Genomic DNA, 24,952 nt, shown 5'->3' with positions numbered 1-24,952 from the left:
AAATCAAAAAAAGTAGAAAACCAGCCAGAATCGTGATCTTCATTGCATTAAATGCGTCATTTTTCATCCATCACAATAAGCATGATGAATATCACAAAAAAATTCACTTTGTCTTTTACACTGCACGCCATCCTATTTACACAATTATTTTTGTTAATTAAAAACCCTGCCTTTTGCGTATTCTTAAATACGCAATGGGGTAGTTCTCTTGTTATCTTTTCTCATATTTGCAGAAGGGTTATCACTATGAGTTCAATACCACGCCGAGGTATATTAGGCATTGCCTTACTCTGTTCCGGACTCAGCGCTTCGCTGTACGCTGCCGAACCGTATACGCTGGATGCGAAAGATCTGACCTTCAGTCGCCAGCAGATCGCGGCAAAAGATCCGCTCTTTATGCAGGCCGAAAGCGCGTTGCTAAAAAAAGCCGACCTTGCGCTGAAGCACTCGCTGTTTTCGGTGATGGATAAAACACTGGTGGCGGCCAGCGGCAACAAGCACGATTACTACAGTTTCCCGCCCTACTGGTGGCCGAATCCAGACACCAAAGACGGCCTGCCGTACATCCGTAAAGACGGGCAAACCAATCCCGATGCCAACAGCGATGCGACTGATAAAAACCGTCTGGTGAAGATGAGTAACGATGTCTCCACGCTGGCGCTGGCCTGGTATTTCTCACAGGACGACCGCTATGCGCAAAAAGCGGCGCAGCAGATTAAAACCTGGTTCCTCGACCCGAAAACCCGTATGACGCCCAATCTTCAGTATGCCCAGGCGATCCCCGGCATCAATACCGGTCGCGGCATCGGGATTATCGACAGCCGGGCGCTGGTTGATGTGGTTGACACTATTGCCATTCTGCAATCCTCCGGTGCGCTCAGCGACAAAGACGTGGGCGAGTTGAAGCAGTGGTTTGGCGATTTTTATCACTGGATGACCACCAGCCAGAATGGCTTTGAAGAAGAAAACTGGCATAACAACCACGGCACCTACTTTGATATGCAGGCCGCCACTTTCGCGCTGTTCAGCGGAAAAACCGAGGAAGCCAAAAAACGGCTGTACGTGACCCAGCTGCGGCGTATCGCCGGGCAGTTTGACGTGGAAGGCCGCCAGATGGCCGAGCTGGAACGCACCCGCCCGTGGCACTACAGCAACTTCAATCTCGATGCCTATAGCCGTCTTGGCCGCCTGGGTGAAAAGGCCGGCGTCGATATCTGGAACTTTACCCTCGACGATCACAGCCTGCGCAAGGGTTATCACTACATTGCCGGGTTTATCAACAGCGATACCCCATGGCCGTGGAAAGATCTCGACAAAATGGACGATAAAAAAGCGCTGCGCAACATGGCAACCGCCGCGCATGCCTGGCCGGAAGATGCGTTGTTCCGCGAGAAAGCCCTGTGGCTGCGGGCAAAATATCCTGATGACATCACCACGCTCATCGCCCCTCTTAACGTGCCAACAGAGGTCAGGGATAACCGATAATGAAACAATTTTCTGGGCTATGGCCCGATATTGCCAGACGTGCAGCCGGCAATAGCGGCCTGATTGAACGGCTCATCAAGGATGCACAACCGGCGCTGAATGCCGAGGTGCGTATTCCGCAAAGCGGAATTGCCACCTGGAATCTGTACTATTTTTGCCCGCATCATGGGGTGCGGCTTATCTGGCAGCCGGACTCACCGCACCGTCATTGTTGCCCTGTCGATGGTGAAGCCTTCAGCGGCGAGCCGTGGGACGGCGCGTGGTGGCGAGAAATGAATGGGCGTAACGCCAGCGCCTGTCAGCAGCTCGGGCTGCTGTGGCAGCTCACCGGAGAGGAGATGTATCGCGATAAAGTGCGCACGCTGCTGATGGGCTACGCTGACGTGTATCCCGGCTACGAGATACACGGCGGTATTCCCCACAACGGTCCGGGAAAGATGAACGCGCAAACCCTGTGTGAAGCCAACTGTATTCTGGATATGGCGCTGGGTTACGATTTTATTCAGCACAGCCTGACCGACGTCGAGCGGGAACATATCTGCCGCAACCTGCTGCGCTGCGCGGCGACGTTTTTACAGGCGCATCGTAGCCCGCAAATTCATAACCACGAGGTGAAAATCAGCGCCGCGCTGGGCGTGCTGGGTTTTGTGCTGGAAGATGAAGATCTACTGGAGTTCGCCGTCAACGCCCCCTATGGGCTGCGCTGGCAGCTGGAGCACGGCCTGCTGGCGGAAGGGCTGTGGTTCGAAGGCTCGGTACACTATCACTACTATGCATTACAGGGCTTTTTCGCCTTTGAAAAACTGGCGCGGAACACCCGCTGGAGTCTGCTCGACGGCCCGTGGTACCCACAAATGCTCAGCTTCCCGCTCTCGCTGCTGCTGCCGGATGGCACCTTCCCGCGGCTCAACGACTGCATCGCGGGGCAGGAGAAACTGCACCACCGGGATCTCTACGAATTCGCCTGGTTTATCTGGCGCGATCCGCAGTACGCGGCCGTTTTGCACTTCACCCATGCGCAGCCGGACGAGAGGGAAACCCTGCTATGGCGTGACTGCCCGTTGCCAGAAACCACGCCGGACCCGATCCCTCAGCAGTCGCTGTTTGCGCCGGGCGCGGGCCTGACGCTCTGGCGTCGGCCGCAGCAACAGCAGGCGGTGCTGATTAAACACAGCCCGTGGGGCGGCGAGCATGACCATTATGACAGGCTCAGCCTGATGCTGTGGCAGCGTGACGGTTGGCTACTGCCGGATCTCGGCACTACCGGCTACGGTGCCAGAATGCATTACGACTATTACAAGAACAGCGCCACCCATAACACGTTGACGGTGAATCAGACCAATCAACCTCCCGCCAATGCGGCGGTGCTGGGCTGGCACATGGGCGACGATTATCTGTGGCTGGATACGGAAGTGGATTGGGGACAAGAACCGCCGCAGCTTAACACCCATACCCGCGTAGAGTGGGACGTCGAGGCCTGGCGCGAAGTGCGTTTTCGCCGCCGCCTGCTGTGGCTGGACGACGTGCTAATCGACCTTTCCATGGTCGATAACCCACACCGCCAGCAGCTTGACTGGACGCTGCACCTGGCCGCACGGGCGCTCGATCAAAGCGGTACGCCGATGCCCTTCTCGCTCAGCGGCCCGCTGCGGCACATGGCAGAGTCAACCATGACGCCGTTGCATGGCTGTCAGCCGCGCCATTTTGCCCGCGAAGGCGATACCGTGGCGCTATGGCTGGCCGGTGACGGCGAACTGTGGCAGGGGCTGGCGCCGGATAACCCGGCGGTACGCGACCTCAGCTATCTGGTGATGCGCAACCATCTGCCGCAGGCGCGATTTGTCTGTCTGTGGGATCTGGCCACGCAATCGCCGCTTACCGAGGTCAACGTGCACCATACGGCAATCGGCACGCAGCTCTCATTCTGGCGCGGTGAACGTGTCGCCCACGTCACCCTGTACGATGACCCGGCTTTGCCGCCGGATATTCTTTTCTGACCCACCGCCTTCCGGCAACGGAAGGCGCGCTTACCGCTTCTCGACGGTTATCATGCTGACGAAAGGATAGTACTGCCAGGGAATCGAGCCGCCCTGTTGGTACATTTTAGAAATGGTGCCGTCGAGGTAGAGCATCTGCCTCACGTTGAGGCGCGACTGTGCATAACAGGCAAAATCGTAGAAATTGGTTTCCCGCTCGCTCAGCATAAACACCACCTTACCCTCCGAGGTGATGCCGACGCCGTTGCGCAGCTTACGCGAACTGGCCGATGGCTTCAGCCGCCAGTTAATCACGCCGTTTTCGATCAGCATCGGCCCGGACTGGACCGCATAGTCCATTCCTTTGGTGGATTTCAGCTCATTGATGCTGACGATCCCCGCCTGCTGCCCGCGTAGATAAAACACGCCGCCGGGCTTAATAAAAAAATTCCCGCCGCCGGAGGCGCGGTTCACGGCCACCTTCTGCTGGCCTTTTTCGATATACAGCCCCAGCGGCACATGGGCTTTATCGTAAATGCCGCCGTTCATCGCCATCTGCACCCGACCCTCGTCGTTTATGGCGTTCAACAGCCCGCGTAGCGAATCGTAGGCTTTGCCGTTAGGTTGGCGCCAGTACATGGCAATGCGTTCGTGCTGGGCATCGACGGTGTAACTTTGCAGCGTGAGCTGGGGGTCTGTGAGTTGGCACGCATCCTGCGCGACTGCCGCCAGCGGCGCTATCGCCAGCAACAGGGGTATCATCCGAAAGGTCATCGTTTACTCGTCTTCATCCTCAAAACGGGCGACAATACGTTCGCCGGTATGCGTCGCGCGCAGCTCGTCAGCCACCAGCGCAATGGCCTGGCCGCTCGCCATTCCCTGCGACATCAGCTCCTGAATACGCTCGACGGCTTTCTGCTGCTGCTCATGGCTCAGTGAAGGTAATCCTGCAAACATCATTTACTCCTGCTACATTGTGAGCGCTTATTATTTCATGCTGCCCGATTATTAGCCATAGGCAGCGCAGACCCGGCTGGACTGAATAACGATGTTACACCCTTCAATCATGACGCTTCCCTGGCGACAGGACGCGGCGGAATTCTACTTCGCCCCGCTCAGCGCCTCTCCGTGGGCAATGATGCTGCACTCCGGCTACGCCGAGCACCCGCACAGCCGCTACGATATCGTGGTCGCCGAACCGCGTACCACGCTGCTCACCCACGGCGATATCACCACGGTTAGCACACAAGACGACACGATGACATCAACGGACGATCCGTTAGCTCTGCTACAGCAAGCGCTCGATAACAGCGGGTTTTCCCGCCAGCCGCTGGCTGATATACCGTTTACCGGCGGCGCCGTGGGGCTTTTTGGCTACGATCTGGGACGGCGTTTTGAGAGGCTGCCCACGCAGGCGCAGCACGATATTGCGCTGCCGGACATGGCGATAGGAATTTATGACTGGGCGCTGATCGTCGACCACCAGCGTCAGGTCGTCACCTTGCTAAGCTATGGCGACGTGGAAGCTCGTCTGGCATGGCTACAGCAGCAGGTTGCGCCGCCGTCGGCCCCCTTCACCCTCACCTCGGCGTGGCGGTCCAATATGAGCCGCCAGCAGTACGGCGAAAAATTCCGCCATGTGCAGGCCTACCTGCGCAGCGGCGACTGCTATCAGGTGAATCTGGCGCAACGTTTTCAGGCCACCTATCAGGGCGATGAATGGTCGGCGTTTGTCCGGCTGAACCGCGCCAACCGCGCGCCGTTCAGCGCGTTTCTACGCCTGGCTGACGGCGCGATTCTGAGCCTGTCTCCGGAACGTTTTATCCAGCTTCAACAGCAACAGATCCAGACTCGCCCGATCAAAGGCACGCTGCCACGGCTGGAAGATCCGCAGGCAGATGCTGCGCAGGCGTTGAAGCTGGCCAACTCACCGAAAGATCGGGCAGAAAACCTGATGATTGTCGACCTGATGCGCAACGACATTGGCCGCGTGGCAACGCCCGGCAGCGTGCGAGTGCCGGAACTGTTTGTGGTGGAGCCGTTCCCGGCGGTGCATCATCTGGTGAGCACCATTACCGCCGAACTCCCTGCGGCGCTTCACGCCAGCGATCTCCTGCGTGCCGCTTTTCCTGGCGGCTCTATCACCGGCGCGCCGAAAGTCCGCGCCATGGAGATTATCGACGAGCTGGAACCGCATCGTCGCAACGCATGGTGCGGCAGCATCGGCTACCTCAGCGCCTGTGGCAATATGGATACCAGTATCACTATTCGTACCGTCACGGCGACCAACGGCACGCTGTACTGCTCGGCGGGCGGGGGGCTGGTGGCCGATAGCAATGAAGATGCGGAATATCAGGAAACATTTGATAAAGTTAATCGTATCTTACATCAACTGGAGTCCTGAGCATGGCAGACCGTTCGTTGGATCTGGACGATTTTCTCTCCCGCTTTCAGCTACTTCGCCCACAGCCAACCCGCTCGGCGCTCAACGCCCGCCAGGCGGCGGTACTGATACCAATCGTCCGCCGCCCGCAACCTGGGCTGCTACTCACGCAGCGTTCCGCACGTTTGCGCAAACACCCCGGCCAGGTGGCCTTTCCCGGCGGTGCGGTGGACAGCAGCGACGCCTCGCTGATTGCCGCCGCCCTGCGTGAAGCGCAGGAAGAAGTGGCGATTCCCCCCGAGTGCGTCGATATCATCGGCGTGTTGCCGCCGGTTGATAGCGTCACCGGCTTTCAGGTCACGCCGGTCGTCGGCGTGATCCCGCCGAATCTGCATTATCACGCCAGTGAAGATGAAGTGGCGTCGGTGTTTGAAATGCCGCTGGCCGAAGCGCTGCGTCTGGGGCGCTATCATCCTCTTGATATCCACCGCCGCGGTAATTCGCATCGCGTCTGGCTCTCCTGGTATCAGCACTATTTTGTCTGGGGCATGACCGCTGGCATCATTCGTGAGCTGGCGCTACAAGTGGGCCTGAAGCCCTGACTATACTCTTCATGACCGCCGGTTTTCAGTATTAGTAAAATCACGGCTATTCATTAGTTAAATTCATGTGAATAGTTAAGCTGAACGCCGGCTTCCCTCATACACTATGCGCAGTGATTACATCGTTGCCGCAACGGCGCGGCAACCCTGTCAGGAGTGTTAAAGTGATTAGTATATTCGACATGTTCAAGGTGGGGATTGGCCCCTCATCTTCCCATACTGTAGGGCCGATGAAGGCTGGCAAACAGTTCGTCGATGACCTGGTCGAAAAGGGACTGATTGATGACGTGACGCGCGTTGCCGTCGACGTCTACGGTTCCCTTTCCCTCACCGGTAAGGGCCACCATACCGATATCGCCATTATTATGGGGCTGGCGGGCAACCAGCCGGATACCGTGGATATTGATGCGATCCCCGCGTTTATTCGCGACGTCGAAACCCGCGGGCGTCTGCTGCTGGCCAATGGCCGCGTCGAGGTCGATTTCCCGGCGGATGACGGCATGCGTTTTCGCAGCGAGAACCTGTCGCTGCACGAGAACGCCATGCAGATCCACGCGTGGGCGGGCGATACGCTGGTCTACAGCAAAACCTATTACTCTATCGGCGGCGGCTTTATCGTTGATGAAGAACACTTCGGCAAAGAAGCCAGCAACGCGGTAACCGTCCCCTACCCGTTTGCCTCCGCCACCGAAATGCTCGGCTACTGCAAAGAGACCGGCCTGTCGCTGTCCGGCATGGTGATGCAGAACGAGCTGGCGCTGCACAGCAAGCAAGAGATTGAAGACTACTTTGCTAACGTCTGGCAGACCATGCGCGCCTGTATCGACCGCGGCATGAATACCGAAGGCATTCTGCCCGGGCCGCTGCGCGTGCCGCGTCGCGCGTCCGCCCTGCGTCGTATGCTGGTGTCCAGCGACAAGCTCTCTCACGACCCGATGAACGTCGTGGACTGGGTGAACATGTTCGCGCTGGCGGTCAACGAAGAAAACGCTGCCGGCGGCCGCGTAGTGACCGCGCCAACCAACGGCGCCTGCGGCATCGTCCCGGCCGTGCTGGCCTATTACGATCACTTTATCGAGCCGGTCACCCCGGATATCTACATCCGCTACTTCCTGGCCTCCGGAGCGATTGGCGCACTGTATAAAATGAACGCCTCAATTTCCGGCGCGGAAGTCGGCTGTCAGGGCGAAGTGGGCGTTGCGTGCTCAATGGCGGCGGCGGGCCTTGCCGAGCTGCTGGGCGCCAGCCCGGAACAGGTTTGCGTGGCGGCGGAAATTGGTATGGAGCACAATCTGGGGCTGACCTGTGACCCGGTTGCCGGTCAGGTGCAGGTGCCGTGTATCGAACGTAACGCCATCGCGTCGGTGAAAGCCATCAACGCCGCGCGCATGGCCATGCGTCGTACCAGTGAACCGCGCGTGTCGCTCGATAAGGTTATCGAGACGATGTACGAAACCGGTAAAGATATGAACGCGAAATACCGCGAAACCTCCCGCGGCGGCCTGGCCATTAAAGTACAGTGTGACTAATCACACTTTTCACCCACCCCTAATACGGGTGGGTGAATTATTCCCTTCTTTTCCCTCACAATGTTCGCTTGCCACTACACTTGCCTTTACAGCACTGGTATTTTCAATATCACTCTATCCGCACTGAGCATCGGACATGCAAACAGCACAATGGATTATCAGGAAGTATCTCCGTAAGCGAATCGCTGTTTGCGTGATTATCGCGGTGGGTGCCTTTGCATTTACCCTGGGGACGCGATTTATTTCGCAGCGTAGCGTAAATCAGCAACAGATCGATGCGCTGACATCCCATTCCGTCGAACGTCTGAATAAAATATTACGGCCGGTGGAAACGCAGCGTCAGGCAATGCTGGCGCTGGTTGGCCAACCCTGTATGGCCATCCATCTTCCGTTGCGCAAACTGGCGGTTACCCTACAGACGGTACGCTCAATTGCACTCATAAAATCGGGACAGCTGTACTGTTCCAGCGCGCTCGGCGCGCGCGATGTGGCCGTCCATTCCCTGCAGCCGCAGTTGCCGACCCGCCAGCCGCTGCTTGCGCTGACCACCGATCATTCCCTGCTCAAGGGAACGCCGATACTGATTCAATGGTATCCGGCATCTGCCGACGGACAGGACGGCGTGCTGGTGTCGATTAACATTGATCTCATCAGCAATATTATTCTTGAACCCTCCCCACCACTGATTAACCACATCAGTCTCAACGTGGGCGGGCACCATTTTCAGCATGAGGCCGGGATTACCGATGCGCTGGTCAGCGACGGTGACATCGTCTATACCCGCGCCTCGACGGCGTTTCCTTTTAGCGTCACCGCCCACAGCCCCGGCGCCGACCAGTTGGCCTTGCGCAATCTGGTCTCCGAGCTGCCGCTGGCTATCATTATGAGCGTGCTGTTTACCTGGATTGCCTGGCTGGCCACCGCCGGGCGGCTCAGCTTTTCGCGGGAAATCAATATGGGGATCGCAGGCAAGGAGTTCAGTCTGTACTGTCAACCGCAGATGGATGCCCGCATGCAGCGTTGTGTCGGCGTCGAGATCCTGCTGCGGTGGCACAATCCCAGAGTCGGCTGGGTAGAACCGGACGTTTTTATCCCGATTGCGGAAACGCAAAACCTGATTATTCCACTCACTCGCTATGTGATTAGCGAAACGGCGCAAAAACTGCATCTTTTCCCTAAAGACAGCGAATTCCAGATAGGCATTAACGTTGCCGCTCCCCACTTCAAGAACGGTCGTCTGCTGAAGGATCTACATCAACACTGGTTTAGCCGTCAGCCCATTCAGCAGTTAACGGTCGAACTAACCGAGCGCGATGCTCTGCACGATGTGAACTACGAAGTGCGCAGCGACCTGGGGAATCACCAGATCAAGCTGGCGATCGATGACTTTGGTACCGGCAACAGTTCCCTATCCTGGCTCGAGATGCTGCATCCCGATGTACTGAAGATTGATAAATCCTTCACCAGCGCCATTGGCACCGATGCGGTGAATTCAACGGTCACGGACATCATTATCGCGCTGGGGCAACGGCTGAACATCGAACTGATTGCGGAGGGCGTGGAGACCCGCGAGCAGGCGCAGTATTTGCAGCGTCACGGCGTCCACTTGTTACAGGGATATCTGTTTTCAGCGCCGATGCCGCTGGCGGATTTTCCGCAGTGGCTGGCCGAGCAGGAAAGCAGAAAAAACTAGCCCGGCGTCAACGTTGACGCCGGGCTACCGGGTATTACTCTTCTTCGTCGTGCGCGGAAACCAGCTTCACGACGCGCACCTGATCGACGCGATAGCTATTGGCTTCGGTCACGGTGATTTGCAAGGACGGCAGTTCAACCGTCTCCCCTACCGCCGGAATCTGACCGTTTACCGCAATCACCAGCCCCGCAACGGTCGCGTAGTCGTTATCTTCATCGACCAAATTATCGAGATCCAGGGTCTGCTGTAATGCATGCAGGTCCGTGGTGCCTTTCACCAACCAACCTTCACCATCGGCCACGATTTCCGGCGTTTCATCGGCATCCGGGAACTCACCGGCAATGGCTTCCAGCACGTCAAGCGGCGTCACCAGCCCCTGAACCACACCAAACTCGTTGGTCACGATGACGAAACTCCCGCGCGCCCGGCGCAGTACGCCCAGCAGGTTAATCGGGTCGAGAGTATCCGGCACGATAATCGCCGGGGTCGCCGCGGCAATAGCCAACACGTCTTCGCCCGCTTCCAGCGCTACCAGCAGCTCTTTGGCGCGGACAATACCCACAATTTCATCCAGCTCACCGCGGCATACCGGGAAGAGGCTATGCGGCGATGACAGCAGCTGTTCGCGAATTTCATCCGCGCTCAGATCGGCATCAACCCAGCTAATTTCACCGCGCGGCGTCATGATGCTGCGCAGCGAGCGCGAGGCCAGGGTCAGCACGCCGTTAATCATGTAGCGTTCTTCTTCGACAAATGCCCCTTCCGGCACCGGCACGTTCGGCTGGTGTCCTTCTTCCTGAGCGGCGCTCACCGGCTTGCGATTCCCCATCAGGCGCAGAATGGCATCGGCAGTACGCGCACGCAGCGGCAGCGTCGATTGATGACGGATAAAGTTCCGGCGCGCAATCTGGTTAAACAGCTCAATGATGATCGAGAAGCCAATCGCTGCGTACAGGTAGCCTTTCGGAATATGGAAACCGAAACCTTCCGCGACCAGGCTCAGGCCGATCATCAGCAGGAAGCTCAGACAGAGCACCACCACCGTCGGATGCTGGTTGACGAAGTTCGTCAGCGGTTTTGACGCCAGTAACATCACGCCCATAGCAATCACCACCGCGGCCATCATGACCGGCAGATGGTTCACCATTCCGACCGCCGTAATCACCGCATCCAGCGAGAACACGGCATCGAGCACCACAATCTGCATGACCACGACCCAGAAGCTGGAATAGCCTTTGCCGTGGCCCGAATCGTGCTGACGGTTTTCCAGACGCTCGTGCAGCTCCGTGGTCGCTTTAAACAGCAGGAACAGGCCACCCACCAGCATAATCAGGTCTCGCCCGGAGAAGGCCTGCCCCCATACGCTGAACAGCGGCGCGGTCAGGGTCACCATCCACGAAATCACGGAAAGCAGCCCCAAACGCATGACCAGCGCCAGCGACAGACCGATAAGACGGGCTTTATCTCGTTGTTTAGGCGGTAGTTTATCGGCAAGAATCGCGATAAAGACCAGGTTATCAATGCCGAGAACGATTTCCAGAACGACAAGCGTCAACAATCCGGCCCAAATTGACGGGTCCATTAACAGTTCCATAAACCACTCCAACGAGAGACGTGACGAGTCATCGCTATGTCATGTTTAAGCGAGACGATACCGGATGATAGAAAAGCGTGGCGCGAGGGGCCAGGAAGTGTGCCGCAAGAGCGGTTAATTGCGAAAAGGCGTCGGTGACGATCCATACTACGGGCTGATGCCCTATACTCCTGTGTGATTAAACGGATATACAACATAGCAAAAACAAATGACATTTTGGCAGAGATTTACGAGTCTTTGCAAAATGTAAGGTAATTTTTTGCAGCCTGAAATAATTGTCGGCCTTTAACTAAATTACGGATCTTCATCACATTAATTATTCTTTCACTGTCTAAAATAATTCTCGGTAATTATTGGTTTATCTCTCTAACCCTTGTCTGAATCGATTCGGTAACGACATCGGCTCAAAATGTATCAGGTCTACTGATGCACACGATAATAAAAGGAGGTAGCAAGTGACGATTGCTATTGTTATAGGCACACATGGTTGGGCAGCAGAACAACTGCTGAAAACGGCAGAGATGCTGTTGGGTGAGCAGGAGAATGTTGGCTGGATCGATTTCGTGCCTGGCGAGAATGCAGAAACGTTAATCGAAAAATACAACGCGCAGCTGGCAAAGCTTGATACCAGCAAAGGCGTGTTGTTCCTGGTCGACACCTGGGGCGGTAGCCCGTTCAACGCGGCAAGCCGTATCGTTGTCGATAAAGAAAACTATGAAGTGATTGCCGGCGTCAACGTCCCGATGCTGGTCGAAACCTTCATGGCCCGTGACGACAACCCGAGCTTCGACGAACTGGTTGCTCTGGCCGTTGAAACCGGTAGCGAAGGCGTGAAAGCGCTGAAAGCAAAACCGGTTGAAAAAGCCGCTCCGGTCGCGGCCCCTGCCGCACCGAAAGCCGCTGCGCCAGCGAAACCAATGGGCCCGAACGATTACATGGTGATCGGTCTGGCGCGTATCGATGACCGTCTGATTCACGGCCAGGTTGCGACCCGTTGGACCAAAGAGACGAACGTGACCCGCATTATTGTCGTCAGCGATGAAGTCGCTGCTGATACCGTGCGTAAAACGCTGCTCACTCAGGTTGCACCTCCTGGCGTAACGGCACACGTTGTCGATGTCGCCAAAATGATCCGCGTCTACAACAACCCGAAATATGCGGGCGAACGCGTTATGCTGCTGTTCACTAACCCGACAGAAGTGGAACGTGTTGTAGAAGGCGGTGTGAAAATCACCAGCGTCAATATCGGCGGGATGGCTTTCCGTCAGGGTAAAACCCAGGTGAATAACGCCATTTCCGTTGATGAGAAAGATATCGAAGCGTTTAAGAAACTGAACGCACGCGGTATCGAGCTGGAAGCCCGTAAGGTCTCCACCGATCAGAAACTGAAAATGATGGATCTGATTGCCAAAGCGGAAAAATAACCGTTCTGGCCCGTTTTTTAGCTTTCACACTTAAGTCTGTATAAGCAATAGGAGAAGTACAATGGAGATTACCACTCTTCAGATTGTGCTGGTGTTCATCGTCGCATGTATCGCGGGTATGGAGTCGGTACTTGATGAATTTCAGTTCCACCGTCCGCTGGTGGCCTGTACGCTGATCGGTGCCGTTCTCGGGGACATGAAAACCGGTATTATCATCGGTGGTACCCTTGAAATGATCGCACTGGGTTGGATGAACATCGGTGCGGCAGTAGCACCGGATGCTGCCCTGGCCTCAATTATCTCTACCGTTCTGGTTATCGCCGGTCACCAAAGCATCGGCGCGGGTATCGCGCTGGCGATTCCGCTGGCCGCAGCAGGCCAGGTTCTGACCATCATCGTTCGTACTATCACCGTGGCTTTCCAGCACGCGGCGGATAAAGCGGCGGAAAACGGTAACCTGACCGCGCTCTCGTGGCTGCACGTCTCTTCCCTGTTCCTGCAGGCAATGCGTATCGCGATTCCGGCGGTTATCGTCGCTGTTTCTGTCGGTACCAGCGAAGTTCAGGGCATGCTGAACGCGATTCCGGAAGTGGTAACCAGCGGTCTGAACATCGCCGGTGGTATGATCGTCGTAGTAGGTTATGCGATGGTTATCAACATGATGCGCGCAGGCTACCTGATGCCGTTCTTCTACCTCGGTTTCGTCACCGCGGCATTTACTAACTTCAACCTGGTTGCTCTGGGTGTGATTGGCGCAGTAATGGCCATCCTCTACATCCAGCTGAGCCCGAAATATAACCGCGTAGCCGGTGCCCCAGCTCAGGCAGCTGGCAATAACGATCTCGACAACGAACTGGACTAACAGGTGAGCGAAATGGTTGATATGACTAAAACTACCACCGAGAAAAAACTCACTCCGAGTGACATTCGTGGCGTGTTCATTCGTTCTAACCTGTTTCAGGGTTCATGGAACTTCGAACGTATGCAGGCGCTGGGCTTCTGCTTCTCCATGGTTCCGGCGATCAAACGCCTGTACCCAGAGAACAACGATGCGCGTAAACAGGCTATTAAGCGTCACCTGGAATTCTTTAACACCCATCCGTACGTAGCCGCTCCAGTACTGGGCGTTACGCTGGCGATGGAAGAACAGCGCGCTAACGGCGCAGAGATTGACGATGGTGCCATCAACGGTATCAAAGTTGGTCTGATGGGTCCGCTGGCAGGCGTGGGTGACCCGATCTTCTGGGGTACCGTTCGCCCGGTATTCGCTGCACTGGGTGCAGGTATCGCGATGAGCGGCAGCCTGCTGGGTCCTTTGCTGTTCTTTATCCTGTTTAACGCAGTCCGTCTGCTGACCCGTTACTACGGTGTCGCCTACGGCTACCGTAAAGGTATCGATATCGTTAAGGATATGGGCGGCGGCTTCCTGCAGAAACTGACTGAGGGGGCATCCATCCTCGGCCTGTTTGTCATGGGGGCGTTGGTGAATAAGTGGACGCATGTGAACATCCCGCTGGTGGTATCAACCATCACCGGTCAGGATGGTCAGACTCGCGTCACCACCGTGCAGACTATCCTCGACCAGCTGATGCCGGGTCTGGTACCGCTGCTGTTGACCTTCGCCTGTATGTGGCTGCTGCGTAAGAAAGTTAACGCCCTGTGGATTATCGTTGGCTTCTTCGTCATCGGTATCGTGGGCTACGCAATCGGCCTGCTGGGTCTGTAATATCTGCTGTACGCCGGGGGCCTGTGCCCCCGGTTTTTTTTATCTGGAGGCTTAATGACAATAACGGATCTGATACTGGTTCTTTTCATTCTCGCGCTGCTGGCATTCGCCATTTACGACCAGTTCATTATGCCCCGCCGTCATGGCGTTACCCTGCTCTCGGTTCCCCTGCTGCGCCCTGGACGCGTAGACAGCGTTATCTTCGTGGTGCTGATTGTCATTCTGGTTTATAACAATGTCACCCATCACGGCGAAATCATCACCACGTGGTTATTATGCACGCTGGCGCTGATGGGCTTTTATCTCTTCTGGATCCGTAGCCCGAAGATTATTTTCAAAACAGAAGGCTTTTTCTTCGCTAATGCGTGGATCAAATACAGCCGAATCCAGAAAATGAATTTATCCGAGGATGGCGTGCTGGTGATGCAATTAGAGCAGCGCCGTCTTCTTGTTCGGGTCAAAAATATTGACGACCTGGAAAAGATCTACAACCTTCTCATTAATAATCAATAACTTAAAATATAGCCATCACTATAACTGGATTATTTTTACACAGCAGAGTTATAGCGTTGGCTATGTTTATTCCCACAAACCCTACCCTATTTATTAACCTCTTGATTACGCAATAAATCTAAATGAAAATCGTTATCATTAAAAGGCGAAATATACAATACCAAGAGTTGTTTTATATTCTAAAAATATGTTAAGGTTGCGCCCGTCGTTGGGGAGTAGCTGATTTCCACTAGCTGGAAATGTACGTGTCAACATACTCGTTGCAAAACGTGGTGCGTACGGATTACATCAGTAGTCAAGCGAGACCATAGACGCATTTTCTGCTGATTACTGGGGGCAGGAATGTGTCGTATGGAAACTTCCCGGTCTGGACACGCTCATGAATTTAACCGCCACTATCCTCCTTGCCTTAGGTATGTCGATGGATGCATTCGCTGCATCGATTGGTAAAGGCGCCACCCTGCATAAACCCAAATTCTCTGAAGCGCTGCGTACCGGTCTGATCTTTGGCGTCATCGAAATGCTTACCCCGCTGATCGGCTGGGGTCTGGGCATGCTGGCCAGCCAGTTCGTGATGGAATGGAGCCACTGGGTAGCCTTTATTCTGCTGGTGTTTCTCGGCGGGCGTATGATTATCGAGGGCGTGCGCGGTAATGATGACGACGACGAAGAAAAAGAAGCGCCGCGTCGCCATGGCTTCTGGCTGTTGGTCACAACGGCGATTGCCACCAGCCTTGATGCAATGGCCGTCGGTGTTGGTCTGGCATTCCTGAAGGTCAATATTCTGACCACCGCGTTTGCCATCGGCTGCGCCACTTTTATGATGTCAACGCTGGGTATGATGGTCGGCCGCTTTATCGGCCCGCTGCTTGGCAAACGGGCCGAAATTCTGGGCGGGGTCGTGCTTATCGCCATCGGCGCGCAGATCCTCTACGCGCACTACATGGGCTAATCTGCCTCACGGCGCCAGGCGTGAATCGCAAAATCCGTCTGGCAGCCAAACTGCGTCTGCTGCTGCAACGTCTCCCACACTTCCGGCTTCGCCCGCCACGCGAACGGCGTCATCTGCAATAGCGTCACCGCTTCACTGCCGGTCAACTGCATCGGGTATGCCAGCGCGTCGTGGCTCTCGAGCGTAAACCCCTCAATCACTTCCGAATGCGGCGCATGCAGCTGTACTTCGTTGTAGATAAGCGCCTTTAGCTCCACGAGATGACGTGGCCCCGGCGTCACCGTAATCACCCACCCGCCAGGTCTCACGACCCGCTTAAGCTCGGACGGATTGCAGGGCGCATAAATGCGGATCACCGCATCCATACTGCTATCAGCAAAAGGCAGGCGCTGGCTGGAGGCGACGCAAAAATTCACCTGCGGATAGCGCTTAGCGCCAAATCGGACCGCCGTTTTTGACACATCCAGCCCCCAGGTTTCCTGCGTCAGCGCGGCAAACGCATGGGTGTAATAACCTTCCCCACAGCCAATATCCAGCAGCTGTTGCGGGTGAATGGCTTCCAGCTTATCGCTCACCGCATCGCGCAGCGGTTGATAGTGCCCGGCATCCAGAAAAGCGCGGCGAGCCTGCATCATCTCCGCACTATCGCCCGGATCGCGAGAACGCTTGTGCTGCACTGGCAGGAGGTTAACGTAGCCCTCTTTCGCCCGGTCAAACTGATGACGCTGTGGGCAAAGGTAACTATTGCCGCTGCGCGTGAGCGGCGCGTGGCAGAGCGGACAACTGTAGGACATAACAACTCCGGCGAGATAACAAAGGGCGAAAGTGTACCGCTATTCTGGCACGGGCGGAAGGCGACGCGAGGGTTTAAAGCGGATAGAGATAAAAATGATAAAGCCCCGCAAACGCGAGGCTTTATGTCTGATAATGTTGCGCTTGCGCGCCGCAAGATCAGTGGGTATCGAATCAGATAGCGGTTACGTTAACAGCCGCTGGGCCTTTCTGGCCGTCCTGAATTTCGAACTCAACGTTCTGACCTTCAGCCAGAGTTTTGAAGCCGTTACCCTGGATTGCAGAGAAATGTACGAATACATCTTTGCTGCCGTCAGCCGGAGTAATGAAGCCAAAACCTTTAGACTCGTTGAACCACTTAACTTGACCTTTAATCTTTGCCATTTGCAAAATTCCTTAGAGTGTTTTCTGCGCCCGCAGGCGTTTTCATAGATAAAACTGAGACATGACTGCATGAGGCACTAATATAAGGTTCGGCAGAGAAGCGGTATTCAACGTCAACGTGTTTACTCAGAACTTCTTTACTGATAATGCCATACATAAACAGAACTGTACCTCGTTTAACCCAAAACGTGTTATCACATACAACGTAAATAATGGCAAGCCATTTTTAAACGTGACTCGATCGGCCGCACAAATCCCAACAAATCATTTGCTCAAGGGCACATTTATGCCTAAGAGAACGCGCTGCCGGGGGGCTATCCGCATGCCGTAAACGTGACCTAGAGTACGGTAACGTAAGACATTTTTAACATAGACCAACTTTTTTCCTACGTCCAGAATGCCGTTACGATGACCAAAAAATTTATATCTTTAGATTAATTTCGCTATAACGTTTTCACCTGTCATTTTGATGGCCGGTTATAAGTCCATTCTTACCGCATGATGCGCTTCGAAGATGTTCGGATAATTGCTCGCGTTATTTTGCACCAAAATAATGATCGTTTTGTGACATTGCCTCATAACAACGCAATAAAAACGTTTCGCTATTACGGAGTGGATTATGCAACGTTGATTCGCCTGGTTATTAAGCACCACTACAACATTATTACGGGTGATAAAATTGCGAGTAGAAATAATACACATCAATGAGTCATGAATAACAATAACATACTGTTATGTCATCAGCCGGGATGGAAGATTGACGCTGGCGCTGGCTGATGTTTGCGCAATACCATGACGAACGTACGCAATGAGATAAGACTGGCAGAGAAGAAACGGATATGCACCAGGGCAGTGCATGAGCATTCAGTCCGGCAGCCCATCGCAGGCTGCGCGGAGTCATCACCTAAAGTTATTATCGTTCGGCAACCAGGCGAATAAAATCGTCTTTGTCGTCTTCTTTTACGTTTACCGCCTGCGGCGTCTCTTCTTCCTTTTTCTCTGGCTCATTGGCTTCGCATAAACGACGCAGCAGCGCATTTTGACGCTTTTGCTGATCGAGCAGCGATTCAAGGAGTTCGATTTGCTCGTTAGCGCGAGAACTGGCGCGATTCACAAAGAACCACAGAACCAGACCGACTAACAGTAGCAGGAAGGATAACGCCAGAGATGCCAGATTTAATGCCCCAGAACTTACAAGATCACTCATTTCACCACCTCAAAAGGAACGATCTATTCTACCACTCACATCACGGAAGGAAATGCTGCCGGCAAAAATGTTTTACCAGGGTATAAACCGGTTAATGCTACAAACGCCGCTGAAAAACTGAACGTCCTGATCGCACATCACGTTGATCATTTGTGTCCAGAGCAGCAGGCAGGCAGCAATCACGAGTATCAGTAATACCCACCGAAACTTTTTCACTCCACTCTCCGCATGAATTCTTATTCAGATATAACCAGGTTAGCATGCTAACCTTAAACCGCGGCTAACTGTAATGGCATCTCGTGCTTTTAGGAATCATAGACTTGTGTCAATCCGTAATCGCGTTACGGTAGTATTCATGAGAGAAATAATAGAAGAGGAATTATTATGCGCCTGTTAATCAGGATCATCGTTTGCCTGGTCATCATTGCGATAGGAGTACTGTTGAGCGGATATGGCGTACTGGCGGGAAGCCAGAAGACCGCGGGCGGTCTGGGGCTTCAATGTAAGTATTTGACGGCTCAAGGGTTCAGCACCGCATTTTACCTGCACGGTGATAACGGCGTGGTCGGGCGACCAAGTTGCCCGTTGCTGCGCAAAACAGCCAGCGTCGTCGACGAAGGTTAACAACAGACAAAAAAAAGCCCGGTGCATTACCGGGCTTTTTTATTTCGCGATCAGAACGGGTAGTCGTTATAGCCCATCTGCTCGGAAATTTTACGCGCAGCGGTATGCAGCATCTCCACATACTCATGCAGGCGCTCTTCAGAGAAACGCAGCGTAGGGAAAGAGATACTCAAACCGGCGATCACCACGCCAAAACGGTCAAAGACCGGCACGCCGATACAGCGCAACCCTTCTTCCTGCTCTTCGTTATCCTCGCCATAACCCTGCTTACGCACCTGTTCCAGCACGGTGATTAGCTCATCGGTGTTGGCAATCGTGCGCTCGGTGCTGCACTTATACTCAACGCCTTCGAGGATCTGACGAACTTCAGCGGTATCACGCCAGGCCAACAGAACCTTACCAATAGCCGTACTGTACAGCGGGTTACGACGCCCTACGCGGGAGTACATACGCAGGTTATACATGGAGTCAATTTTATGGATGTAGACAATGCTGTCTTCATCAAGCGCACCCAGGTGAATGGTCTCTTTCGTCAGACGAGAGAGTTCACGCATCTGGATGTCCGCGCTGCGGATCAGATCGACGTTTTGCAACGCCCGAGCGCCCAGCTCAAAAAGCTTCAGGGTCAACGAATACTTTTCAGATTCCCCTTCCTGGGCAACATAACCCAAAGACTTCATGGTTTGCAAAAAGCGATAAACGGTGCTTTTCGACATCATGACGCGCTGCGAAAGTTCAGTAATGCCAATTTCGCGTTCTTCGCCAAGCGCCTGCAGGATACCAAATACCTTTAGTACCGAAGAGACAGAATCTGGCTGCTTGTCCAAATCTGCTGCTGACATTTATCACCTCATCGCAACTGTTTTATAAATATTAGAACCGGTTTTTATTATAATTTCGCAAAGCCTCCGTAGCAATGAAACTTCTGTGACCTGGTTACAAATCTTAGACATTCAATTGATTAATCAATGCTAGAATCATTCTCTGGTTAATAATTTCCTCAAAAACAACTTTCCACATGACTAGAAACATGATTGATGGCCTGCCGCTGCCACAACGGTACGGGGCCATTTTGACGATTGTGATCGGCATTACGATGGCCGTTCTCGACGGCGCGATCGCCAACGTTGCATTACCGACTATCGCCAGCGATCTGAATGCGTCACCGGCAGCATCTATTTGGATCGTGAATGCTTATCAGATTGCGATTGTGATCTCCCTGCTCTCTCTCTCTTTCCTTGGCGACATGATTGGCTATCACCGCATCTATAAAGCGGGCCTGGTGGTCTTTACCCTCGCTTCACTGTTCTGCGCCTTCTCAAACTCGCTGGAGATGCTGACCCTGGCGCGCATTCTCCAGGGCTTCGGCGGAGCGGCATTGATGAGCGTGAATACAGCGCTGATTCGTCTTATTTACCCACAACGCCAGCTCGGACGCGGCATGGGCATCAACTCCTTTGTCGTGGCCGTCTCCTCGGCGGCCGGCCCGACTATCGCGGCGGCCATTCTTTCGTTGGCGACCTGGCAGTGGCTCTTTTTTATCAACGTGCCGCTGGGCGTTATCGCCTGGCTGCTGGCCGTACGTTTCCTGCCATCGAACGGCACGCGCAGCCAGTCAACGCGCTTCGATCTACCGAGCGCAGTAATGAATGCCCTGACCTTTGGTCTGCTTATCACAGCGCTGAGCAGCTTTGCTCAAGGAGAGTCTATTAAGCTGGTGCTGGCCGAAGTGGCTGCGCTGCTGGTCATTGGTTTCTTCTTCGTCCGCCGTCAGCTACGCCTGCCGGTACCGCTGCTGCCGGTTGATCTGCTGCGTATTCCGCTGTTTTCGTTATCCATTTGCACCTCCATCTGCTCGTTTTGCGCGCAAATGCTGGCCATGGTTTCACTGCCGTTCTTCCTGCAGACGATGGTTGGCCGTAGCGAAGTTGAAACCGGTCTTCTGCTGACGCCATGGCCGCTGGCAACGATGGTGATGGCGCCGCTGGCAGGCTATCTGATTGAGCGCGTTCACGCCGGTCTACTCGGCGCGCTGGGAATGGGGATAATGGCCTGCGGACTGTTTGCCATGGCGATGCTGCCCGCCTCACCGAGCGATCTGGATATTATCTGGCGAATGCTGCTGTGCGGTGCTGGCTTTGGCCTGTTCCAGTCCCCTAATAACCATACGATTATTGCCTCCGCCCCCCGCAACCGCAGCGGCGGTGCCAGCGGTATGCTCGGCACGGCGCGCCTTCTCGGACAGAGCACCGGCGCGGCATTGGTGGCGCTGATGTTTAATGTCTTCGGCAATGGCGGCACCCACTTGTCTCTACTGCTGGCAGGCACGCTTGCCGTCGTCGCCACGCTATTTAGCGGCCTGCGGGTAACACAGCCGCGCGCGCGCAGTTAAGCACGCTCGCCCGATGATAGCCACCGGTTGTCTAACGCGTGGCTATCATCGGGCAAGTCCAACAGCTTGTTTTTGAAAATAAACAGGCAAGCCTCATTAAAATTCTCCACGCCAAGACGTTCGGACAGCTCGGTTCGTTGGCGATAAAGCCCTCTTACCGACGTATTCAACATCTCGGCCGCTTCTTCCATTGTCATCCCCTTCATAAGCAGATGTAGCATCAGCCGCTCATCGTCGCTGAGCACAAGGTTTTCCAGCCAGGCTGAGGTTAAGCGGCGGCTTTTCATGTTCAACAGCAGCGTAAATAATGCCGTAATATCCGTCGGCTCAAGCAGGTTGCGAAAAAACAACTTCATGTTCAGCATTTCAGCTTCACGATAACGCATATCCAGCAAGATACAGGAGACCGGTTTTTTCGAGCGCGAGGCATCATGTATCAGGTAGTCATAACAATGGAGCGGTGAACGACTATCAATCAATACAGAATATTCGTCGGCACTGCCATCAAATACCTTATGATCAATCGAATCTAGCTGGATAATATCCGGAAACAACAGTTCAATGCCTCTGACGAGGTAGCTGTCTTGCGTTACTAAAAGTATAGATGTTGCCACAAATCATCCCTTATACATTAAAGCAGGAACATCCTTTCAGGAGAAAAGACAACCTCCATTGCATGGCTTATTATAATGGTGACAAACTTTTCTGATTTGATTACCTCTCTGCCCGTCATATCAAGACTCTGCAACAGGCAGGATGACAATGACTATTCGTGATTATAATTAAAAAACAACCACAGAAAAGATCCTGTTTTAGAGATTAAGAGTTTTTGTCATAAAACATCCTAAATATTGTCTGTTTACCCGTCATTTCACGACATAACCCACCTAACGCCACAGCCATCACATAACCGCATGAAATACAACAAAATAGATCATTATCAATAATTTAAAATTAAATCTAATGAACCAAAAAACCCTAATTTTGCAGTTATCTACAGATAATTCCTAAAACATAGCGGCCATTTTCGGTATATTTATCAGCAAACCTATCCGGTGTATATTAGCTTTCATTCGGCTCCATCTGAGGAAATGCTTTATTACCTAAAGGTAAGTTAGACACGTCAAAAGAACAATCTGGTTAGCGCAATTATTACCTTTTCCTGAATCAGGATTGAAAGGCGGCCACTTTTTGTCATGGACACTGGATACAGTTATGGTAAATAGATATGGATAGCTCATCCCACCACAATAAAGCACGCTATTATCGCAACTCGAAATTATCGTTTTCATTTAGCCTGATATTACTGATTCCGGGTCTGGCGTATGGTTCTCAATCCATATATGAACAACAGATTCAGCAAGCCCGTAGCGGTAATTACTCCCCGTTTCTTATCTATGTTGAACGCTATCAGCAGCATAACGCCTTAAATGCCGGACAGGTTGCGGACTGGCTACAGGTGGCATTGTGGGCGGGACGCGATCGCGAGGTTATTCAGATTTGGCAACGCTATCAGGTGTATATGCCAATTCCGGCGCGAGGGGTCGCCGCCGCCGCACAGTCCGCGCGAAATCTACAGCAGTGGCAAACTGCACTATCGCTTTGGCAACAGGCGCTCATGCTGGCGCCCGATGATGATGACTATCGTATCGGTTACATTAAAACACTGGCTGATGCACGTCAGAACTCAGCGGCGTTGAGAGAGGCGCAGCGCCTACTTACTGAGCGACAAACCCCTGAGCATCTGCAAACGCTAGCCTATGTGTATCAACGACAGGGGAAAGACTGGGATCGGTTACTAACCGATACCCTCATGCTCGCCGAATATCCACACGATAGCGCGATGCTCAACGAATGGGTTGCGGCCCTGAGCAGCAACCGGGTTGATACGCCAGCGCAAGCACACGCATCGGCGGCATCGCTCACGGTCGCCGAATCCCGGCAGGTGGATCTCAACGCGGCGGCAGAAATCGTGCGCCTTGCTGACCTACCGACCCGAACGGAACAAGAACGCTTTTTTCTGGCTCAGCAGGCACTCAGCCGCTACGACGTGTTGTTAACGCAATGGAAAGACGCTCCCGATGCACAGCAGGAGGTGATGCGTGCCCGTCTCGACCGACTGGGTGCCTTCTATGCCAACGCCGACTATTCGGCGGTGATTCGTGAATACCAGATGCTACTCGCCGCAAAGCAAACCGTGCCCGACTGGGCTATCGGCTGGGTGATTTCAGCCTATCTGGAACAGGAAAACGTCACCGCCGCCCAGACGCTCCTCGCCGAACACCCGGGCTATATACCGGACGCTGATGATGACCAGAACGAATTATTTTTCGCCCTGCTGGATACAGGCCAGTACCAAGCCGCCAGGCAATACGTTGCCCGGATAATGCAGAATACGCGCTGGGCCCGGTACGATGACGGCGACCCCATTGCCCAGCCTAACGATCGCTGGCTGACCGGACAATCACTCTACGTTCAATACCTCACGCAGAGTAACGCGTTGCCACAAGCGCAGGCGCTCTCTCGCCAGTTATCCGATTCCGCGCCCGGCAATCAAGGCCTGCAAATCGACTACGCCAACGTGCTTCAGGCTCGCGGCCAGCCCAGAGCGGCGGAACGGAAGCTCAAAATGGCGGAGGCGCTGGAACCTTCAAATATCGAACTGGAAATCCAGCAGGCCTACGTTGCGATGGATCTACATGAATGGCATCAGTTGGATCTACTGACTGACGATATCATCGCCCGCAGGCCAAAGGATCGGAGTTCGCAGAAACTGGCCAGGCTGCGCGATATTCAGCATTTTTCTGAGCTGCGCGTTAATGCTGGTAAGGGGCTGTATTCCGACAACCCCATCAGCGGTTCGCACGACCTCTCCTGGGATGCCACGCTCTACTCTCCCCCGCAGGCAGACAACTGGCGTGTATTTGCCGGCACCCGCTTTGCACAGAGCCATTTTGATGAAGGTAGTGGCTCCGCACGCCGTCTCTTTGGCGGTCTGGAGTGGCGACCGCGTGATTTCTGGGGCGAGGCCGAGCTGTCAAGCAACCACTATCACGGTACCAGCAAGCCCGGCGCACGTATCGCCGCAAAATATCAGCCTGTCGATAGCTGGCAGTTTGGCGGCGAACTTGAGCGAATCTCACGCACCACGCCCTTACGGGCGCTGCGCAATGGTATCAGCGCCAACCGCGCAGAAGCTTCCATGCATTGGTATCAGAATGAACGGCGCGACTACCGTCTTAGCGCCGCTGCCAGCGATTTTTCTGACGGCAACCGCCGGCAGGAATACAGCGTAACCGGCCAGGAACGTCTGTGGCAGAGACCGTCGATGACGCTCACTCTTAACCCAGAAATCGCGGCAAGCGCCAACAGCCGCGCGGATACCCCGTATTACAACCCCGCAAGGGATCTCTCGGCATCCGCGTCATTCACCGTCGATCACCAGATGTACCGACACTACGACACTATCTGGAGCCAGCAGATCATCGCAGGCGGCGGCGTCTACTGGCAGAAACAGCGGTCCCCAGGCGCTATCACCCTCTTAGGTTACGGACAACGCGTTCAGTGGAACAACGTCCTCGATACCGGGCTGATGCTGAATTGGGATAAACGCCCTTACGACGGCAAACGCGAAAGTAACCTCGCCGTCACCTTTGATGCAACTTTACGGTTTTAA

The 24,952-nt window shown here is 54.2% G+C and carries 23 protein-coding genes and 1 pseudogene; 14 read left to right on the top strand and 10 right to left on the bottom strand.

Features of this window, described 5'->3' with window-relative positions:
* The first annotated feature begins 246 nt into the window (after positions 1-246).
* Both ABTW00_RS09730 and ABTW00_RS09725 read left to right on the top strand, forming a co-directional pair.
* Positions 247-1,485 (top strand): alginate lyase family protein, encoded by a 1,239-nt coding sequence (locus ABTW00_RS09730; RefSeq protein WP_433640417.1) that lies wholly within the window; start codon positions 247-249, stop codon positions 1,483-1,485.
* Positions 1,485-3,482: a heparinase II/III domain-containing protein gene (locus ABTW00_RS09725; protein ID WP_433640415.1), complete on the top strand. Its 1,998-nt coding sequence runs from the start codon at positions 1,485-1,487 to the stop codon at positions 3,480-3,482. The genes ABTW00_RS09730 and ABTW00_RS09725 overlap by 1 nt, the downstream gene beginning before the upstream one ends.
* 30 nt (positions 3,483-3,512) lie before the next feature.
* Here the strand turns inward: ABTW00_RS09725 and ABTW00_RS09720 are convergent, their stop codons facing one another.
* Both ABTW00_RS09720 and ABTW00_RS09715 read right to left on the bottom strand, forming a co-directional pair.
* A complete protein-coding gene (locus ABTW00_RS09720; protein ID WP_433640413.1) occupies positions 3,513-4,235 on the bottom strand; it encodes a phosphodiester glycosidase family protein in 723 nt (240 codons plus the stop codon).
* A 3-nt stretch (positions 4,236-4,238) separates the two neighbouring features.
* A complete protein-coding gene (locus tag ABTW00_RS09715; protein ID WP_064544799.1) occupies positions 4,239-4,418 on the bottom strand; it encodes a YoaH family protein in 180 nt (59 codons plus the stop codon).
* A gap of 91 nt (positions 4,419-4,509) precedes the next feature.
* Between ABTW00_RS09715 and pabB the strand changes: the two genes are divergently transcribed.
* From pabB to ABTW00_RS09695, 4 genes are all read left to right on the top strand, one after another.
* Positions 4,510-5,865 (top strand): aminodeoxychorismate synthase component 1, encoded by a 1,356-nt coding sequence (pabB, locus tag ABTW00_RS09710; RefSeq protein ID WP_433640411.1) that lies wholly within the window; start codon positions 4,510-4,512, stop codon positions 5,863-5,865.
* 2 nt (positions 5,866-5,867) lie between these two features.
* Positions 5,868-6,446, top strand: a complete 579-nt coding sequence (locus ABTW00_RS09705) for a CoA pyrophosphatase (protein WP_064544795.1) — start codon at positions 5,868-5,870, stop codon at positions 6,444-6,446.
* 164 nt (positions 6,447-6,610) lie between these two features.
* A complete protein-coding gene (gene sdaA / locus ABTW00_RS09700; RefSeq protein ID WP_064544793.1) occupies positions 6,611-7,975 on the top strand; it encodes an L-serine ammonia-lyase in 1,365 nt (454 codons plus the stop codon).
* Positions 7,976-8,111: 136 nt separating this feature from the next.
* A complete protein-coding gene (locus tag ABTW00_RS09695) occupies positions 8,112-9,668 on the top strand; it encodes an EAL domain-containing protein (RefSeq protein ID WP_433640408.1) in 1,557 nt (518 codons plus the stop codon).
* 34 nt (positions 9,669-9,702) lie between these two features.
* Here ABTW00_RS09695 and yoaE read toward each other — a convergent pair whose 3' ends face one another.
* Entirely contained in the window at positions 9,703-11,262 is a 1,560-nt protein-coding gene (gene yoaE, locus ABTW00_RS09690; RefSeq protein WP_433640405.1) for a CNNM family cation transport protein YoaE, read from the bottom strand.
* A gap of 455 nt (positions 11,263-11,717) precedes the next feature.
* Here yoaE and manX point away from each other — a divergent pair, with 455 nt between their 5' ends.
* The 5 genes from manX (at position 11,718) to mntP (ending at position 15,877) form a co-directional block, all read left to right on the top strand.
* Entirely contained in the window at positions 11,718-12,686 is a 969-nt protein-coding gene (gene manX / locus ABTW00_RS09685) for a PTS mannose transporter subunit IIAB (protein ID WP_064544788.1), read from the top strand.
* 61 nt (positions 12,687-12,747) lie between these two features.
* Entirely contained in the window at positions 12,748-13,548 is an 801-nt protein-coding gene (gene manY, locus ABTW00_RS09680; RefSeq protein ID WP_064544786.1) for a PTS mannose transporter subunit IIC, read from the top strand.
* A 12-nt stretch (positions 13,549-13,560) separates the two neighbouring features.
* A complete protein-coding gene (locus tag ABTW00_RS09675; protein WP_064544784.1) occupies positions 13,561-14,412 on the top strand; it encodes a PTS mannose transporter subunit IID in 852 nt (283 codons plus the stop codon).
* 54 nt (positions 14,413-14,466) lie between these two features.
* A complete protein-coding gene (locus ABTW00_RS09670; RefSeq protein WP_065356793.1) occupies positions 14,467-14,925 on the top strand; it encodes a DUF986 family protein in 459 nt (152 codons plus the stop codon).
* 379 nt (positions 14,926-15,304) lie between these two features.
* Entirely contained in the window at positions 15,305-15,877 is a 573-nt protein-coding gene (mntP, locus tag ABTW00_RS09665; protein WP_065356794.1) for a manganese efflux pump MntP, read from the top strand.
* On the opposite strand, the gene rlmA is transcribed toward mntP, so the two are convergent.
* The 5 genes and pseudogenes from rlmA to mgrB form a co-directional block, all read right to left on the bottom strand.
* Positions 15,874-16,671 carry a 23S rRNA (guanine(745)-N(1))-methyltransferase gene (rlmA, locus tag ABTW00_RS09660; RefSeq protein ID WP_433640401.1) on the bottom strand — a complete coding sequence of 266 codons (798 nt, stop codon included), beginning with the start codon at positions 16,669-16,671 and terminating at the stop codon, positions 15,874-15,876. The two genes, mntP and rlmA, sit on opposite strands and share 4 nt — an antisense overlap.
* A 172-nt stretch (positions 16,672-16,843) precedes the next feature.
* A complete protein-coding gene (gene cspE, locus ABTW00_RS09655) occupies positions 16,844-17,053 on the bottom strand; it encodes a transcription antiterminator/RNA stability regulator CspE (RefSeq protein ID WP_001062678.1) in 210 nt (69 codons plus the stop codon).
* A gap of 12 nt (positions 17,054-17,065) precedes the next feature.
* A pseudogene (locus ABTW00_RS09650) lies at positions 17,066-17,210 on the bottom strand (DUF2627 domain-containing protein).
* Positions 17,211-17,966: 756 nt separating this feature from the next.
* Entirely contained in the window at positions 17,967-18,260 is a 294-nt protein-coding gene (locus ABTW00_RS09645; protein WP_064544776.1) for a YebO family protein, read from the bottom strand.
* Between the two features lie 72 nt (positions 18,261-18,332).
* The gene (mgrB, locus tag ABTW00_RS09640) at positions 18,333-18,476 is read right to left on the bottom strand and encodes a PhoP/PhoQ regulator MgrB (protein ID WP_064544774.1); all 144 of its coding nucleotides are present in this window, start codon (positions 18,474-18,476) and stop codon (positions 18,333-18,335) included.
* Positions 18,477-18,644: 168 nt separating this feature from the next.
* On the opposite strand from mgrB, the gene ABTW00_RS09635 reads away from it, so the two are divergent.
* Positions 18,645-18,884 carry a YobH family protein gene (locus tag ABTW00_RS09635; protein WP_064544772.1) on the top strand — a complete coding sequence of 80 codons (240 nt, stop codon included), beginning with the start codon at positions 18,645-18,647 and terminating at the stop codon, positions 18,882-18,884.
* Positions 18,885-18,934: 50 nt separating this feature from the next.
* On the opposite strand, the gene kdgR is transcribed toward ABTW00_RS09635, so the two are convergent.
* The gene (gene kdgR / locus ABTW00_RS09630; protein WP_064544768.1) at positions 18,935-19,726 is read right to left on the bottom strand and encodes a DNA-binding transcriptional regulator KdgR; all 792 of its coding nucleotides are present in this window, start codon (positions 19,724-19,726) and stop codon (positions 18,935-18,937) included.
* Between the two features lie 176 nt (positions 19,727-19,902).
* Here kdgR and ABTW00_RS09625 point away from each other — a divergent pair, with 176 nt between their 5' ends.
* Positions 19,903-21,276: an MFS transporter gene (locus tag ABTW00_RS09625; RefSeq protein WP_064544766.1), complete on the top strand. Its 1,374-nt coding sequence runs from the start codon at positions 19,903-19,905 to the stop codon at positions 21,274-21,276.
* Here ABTW00_RS09625 and ABTW00_RS09620 read toward each other — a convergent pair.
* Positions 21,273-21,890, bottom strand: coding sequence for a helix-turn-helix transcriptional regulator (locus ABTW00_RS09620; protein ID WP_433640397.1), 618 nt, complete (start codon positions 21,888-21,890; stop codon positions 21,273-21,275). The two genes, ABTW00_RS09625 and ABTW00_RS09620, sit on opposite strands and share 4 nt — an antisense overlap.
* A gap of 614 nt (positions 21,891-22,504) precedes the next feature.
* Here ABTW00_RS09620 and pgaA point away from each other — a divergent pair.
* Entirely contained in the window at positions 22,505-24,952 is a 2,448-nt protein-coding gene (gene pgaA, locus ABTW00_RS09615) for a poly-beta-1,6 N-acetyl-D-glucosamine export porin PgaA (RefSeq protein WP_433640395.1), read from the top strand.

The sequence above is a fragment of the Kluyvera georgiana genome, assembly GCF_050990895.1.
Classification (GTDB): domain Bacteria; phylum Pseudomonadota; class Gammaproteobacteria; order Enterobacterales; family Enterobacteriaceae; genus Kluyvera; species Kluyvera georgiana.
Note: the sequence above shows the minus strand (reverse complement) of the source record. Positions and strands in the feature narration are given on the sequence as shown.

Coding starts and splice junctions, on each gene's coding strand:
- ABTW00_RS09730 (WP_433640417.1), top strand. CDS start 247: ATGAGTTCAATACCACGCCGAGGTATATTAGGCATTGCCTTACTCTGT.
- ABTW00_RS09725 (WP_433640415.1), top strand. CDS start 1,485: ATGAAACAATTTTCTGGGCTATGGCCCGATATTGCCAGACGTGCAGCC.
- ABTW00_RS09720 (WP_433640413.1), bottom strand. CDS start 4,235: ATGACCTTTCGGATGATACCCCTGTTGCTGGCGATAGCGCCGCTGGCG.
- ABTW00_RS09715 (WP_064544799.1), bottom strand. CDS start 4,418: ATGTTTGCAGGATTACCTTCACTGAGCCATGAGCAGCAGCAGAAAGCC.
- pabB (WP_433640411.1), top strand. CDS start 4,510: ATGTTACACCCTTCAATCATGACGCTTCCCTGGCGACAGGACGCGGCG.
- ABTW00_RS09705 (WP_064544795.1), top strand. CDS start 5,868: ATGGCAGACCGTTCGTTGGATCTGGACGATTTTCTCTCCCGCTTTCAG.
- ABTW00_RS09695 (WP_433640408.1), top strand. CDS start 8,112: ATGCAAACAGCACAATGGATTATCAGGAAGTATCTCCGTAAGCGAATC.
- yoaE (WP_433640405.1), bottom strand. CDS start 11,262: ATGGAACTGTTAATGGACCCGTCAATTTGGGCCGGATTGTTGACGCTT.
- manY (WP_064544786.1), top strand. CDS start 12,748: ATGGAGATTACCACTCTTCAGATTGTGCTGGTGTTCATCGTCGCATGT.
- ABTW00_RS09675 (WP_064544784.1), top strand. CDS start 13,561: ATGGTTGATATGACTAAAACTACCACCGAGAAAAAACTCACTCCGAGT.
- ABTW00_RS09670 (WP_065356793.1), top strand. CDS start 14,467: ATGACAATAACGGATCTGATACTGGTTCTTTTCATTCTCGCGCTGCTG.
- mntP (WP_065356794.1), top strand. CDS start 15,305: ATGAATTTAACCGCCACTATCCTCCTTGCCTTAGGTATGTCGATGGAT.
- rlmA (WP_433640401.1), bottom strand. CDS start 16,671: ATGTCCTACAGTTGTCCGCTCTGCCACGCGCCGCTCACGCGCAGCGGC.
- cspE (WP_001062678.1), bottom strand. CDS start 17,053: ATGGCAAAGATTAAAGGTCAAGTTAAGTGGTTCAACGAGTCTAAAGGT.
- ABTW00_RS09645 (WP_064544776.1), bottom strand. CDS start 18,260: ATGAGTGATCTTGTAAGTTCTGGGGCATTAAATCTGGCATCTCTGGCG.
- ABTW00_RS09635 (WP_064544772.1), top strand. CDS start 18,645: ATGCGCCTGTTAATCAGGATCATCGTTTGCCTGGTCATCATTGCGATA.
- kdgR (WP_064544768.1), bottom strand. CDS start 19,726: ATGTCAGCAGCAGATTTGGACAAGCAGCCAGATTCTGTCTCTTCGGTA.
- ABTW00_RS09625 (WP_064544766.1), top strand. CDS start 19,903: ATGACTAGAAACATGATTGATGGCCTGCCGCTGCCACAACGGTACGGG.
- pgaA (WP_433640395.1), top strand. CDS start 22,505: ATGGATAGCTCATCCCACCACAATAAAGCACGCTATTATCGCAACTCG.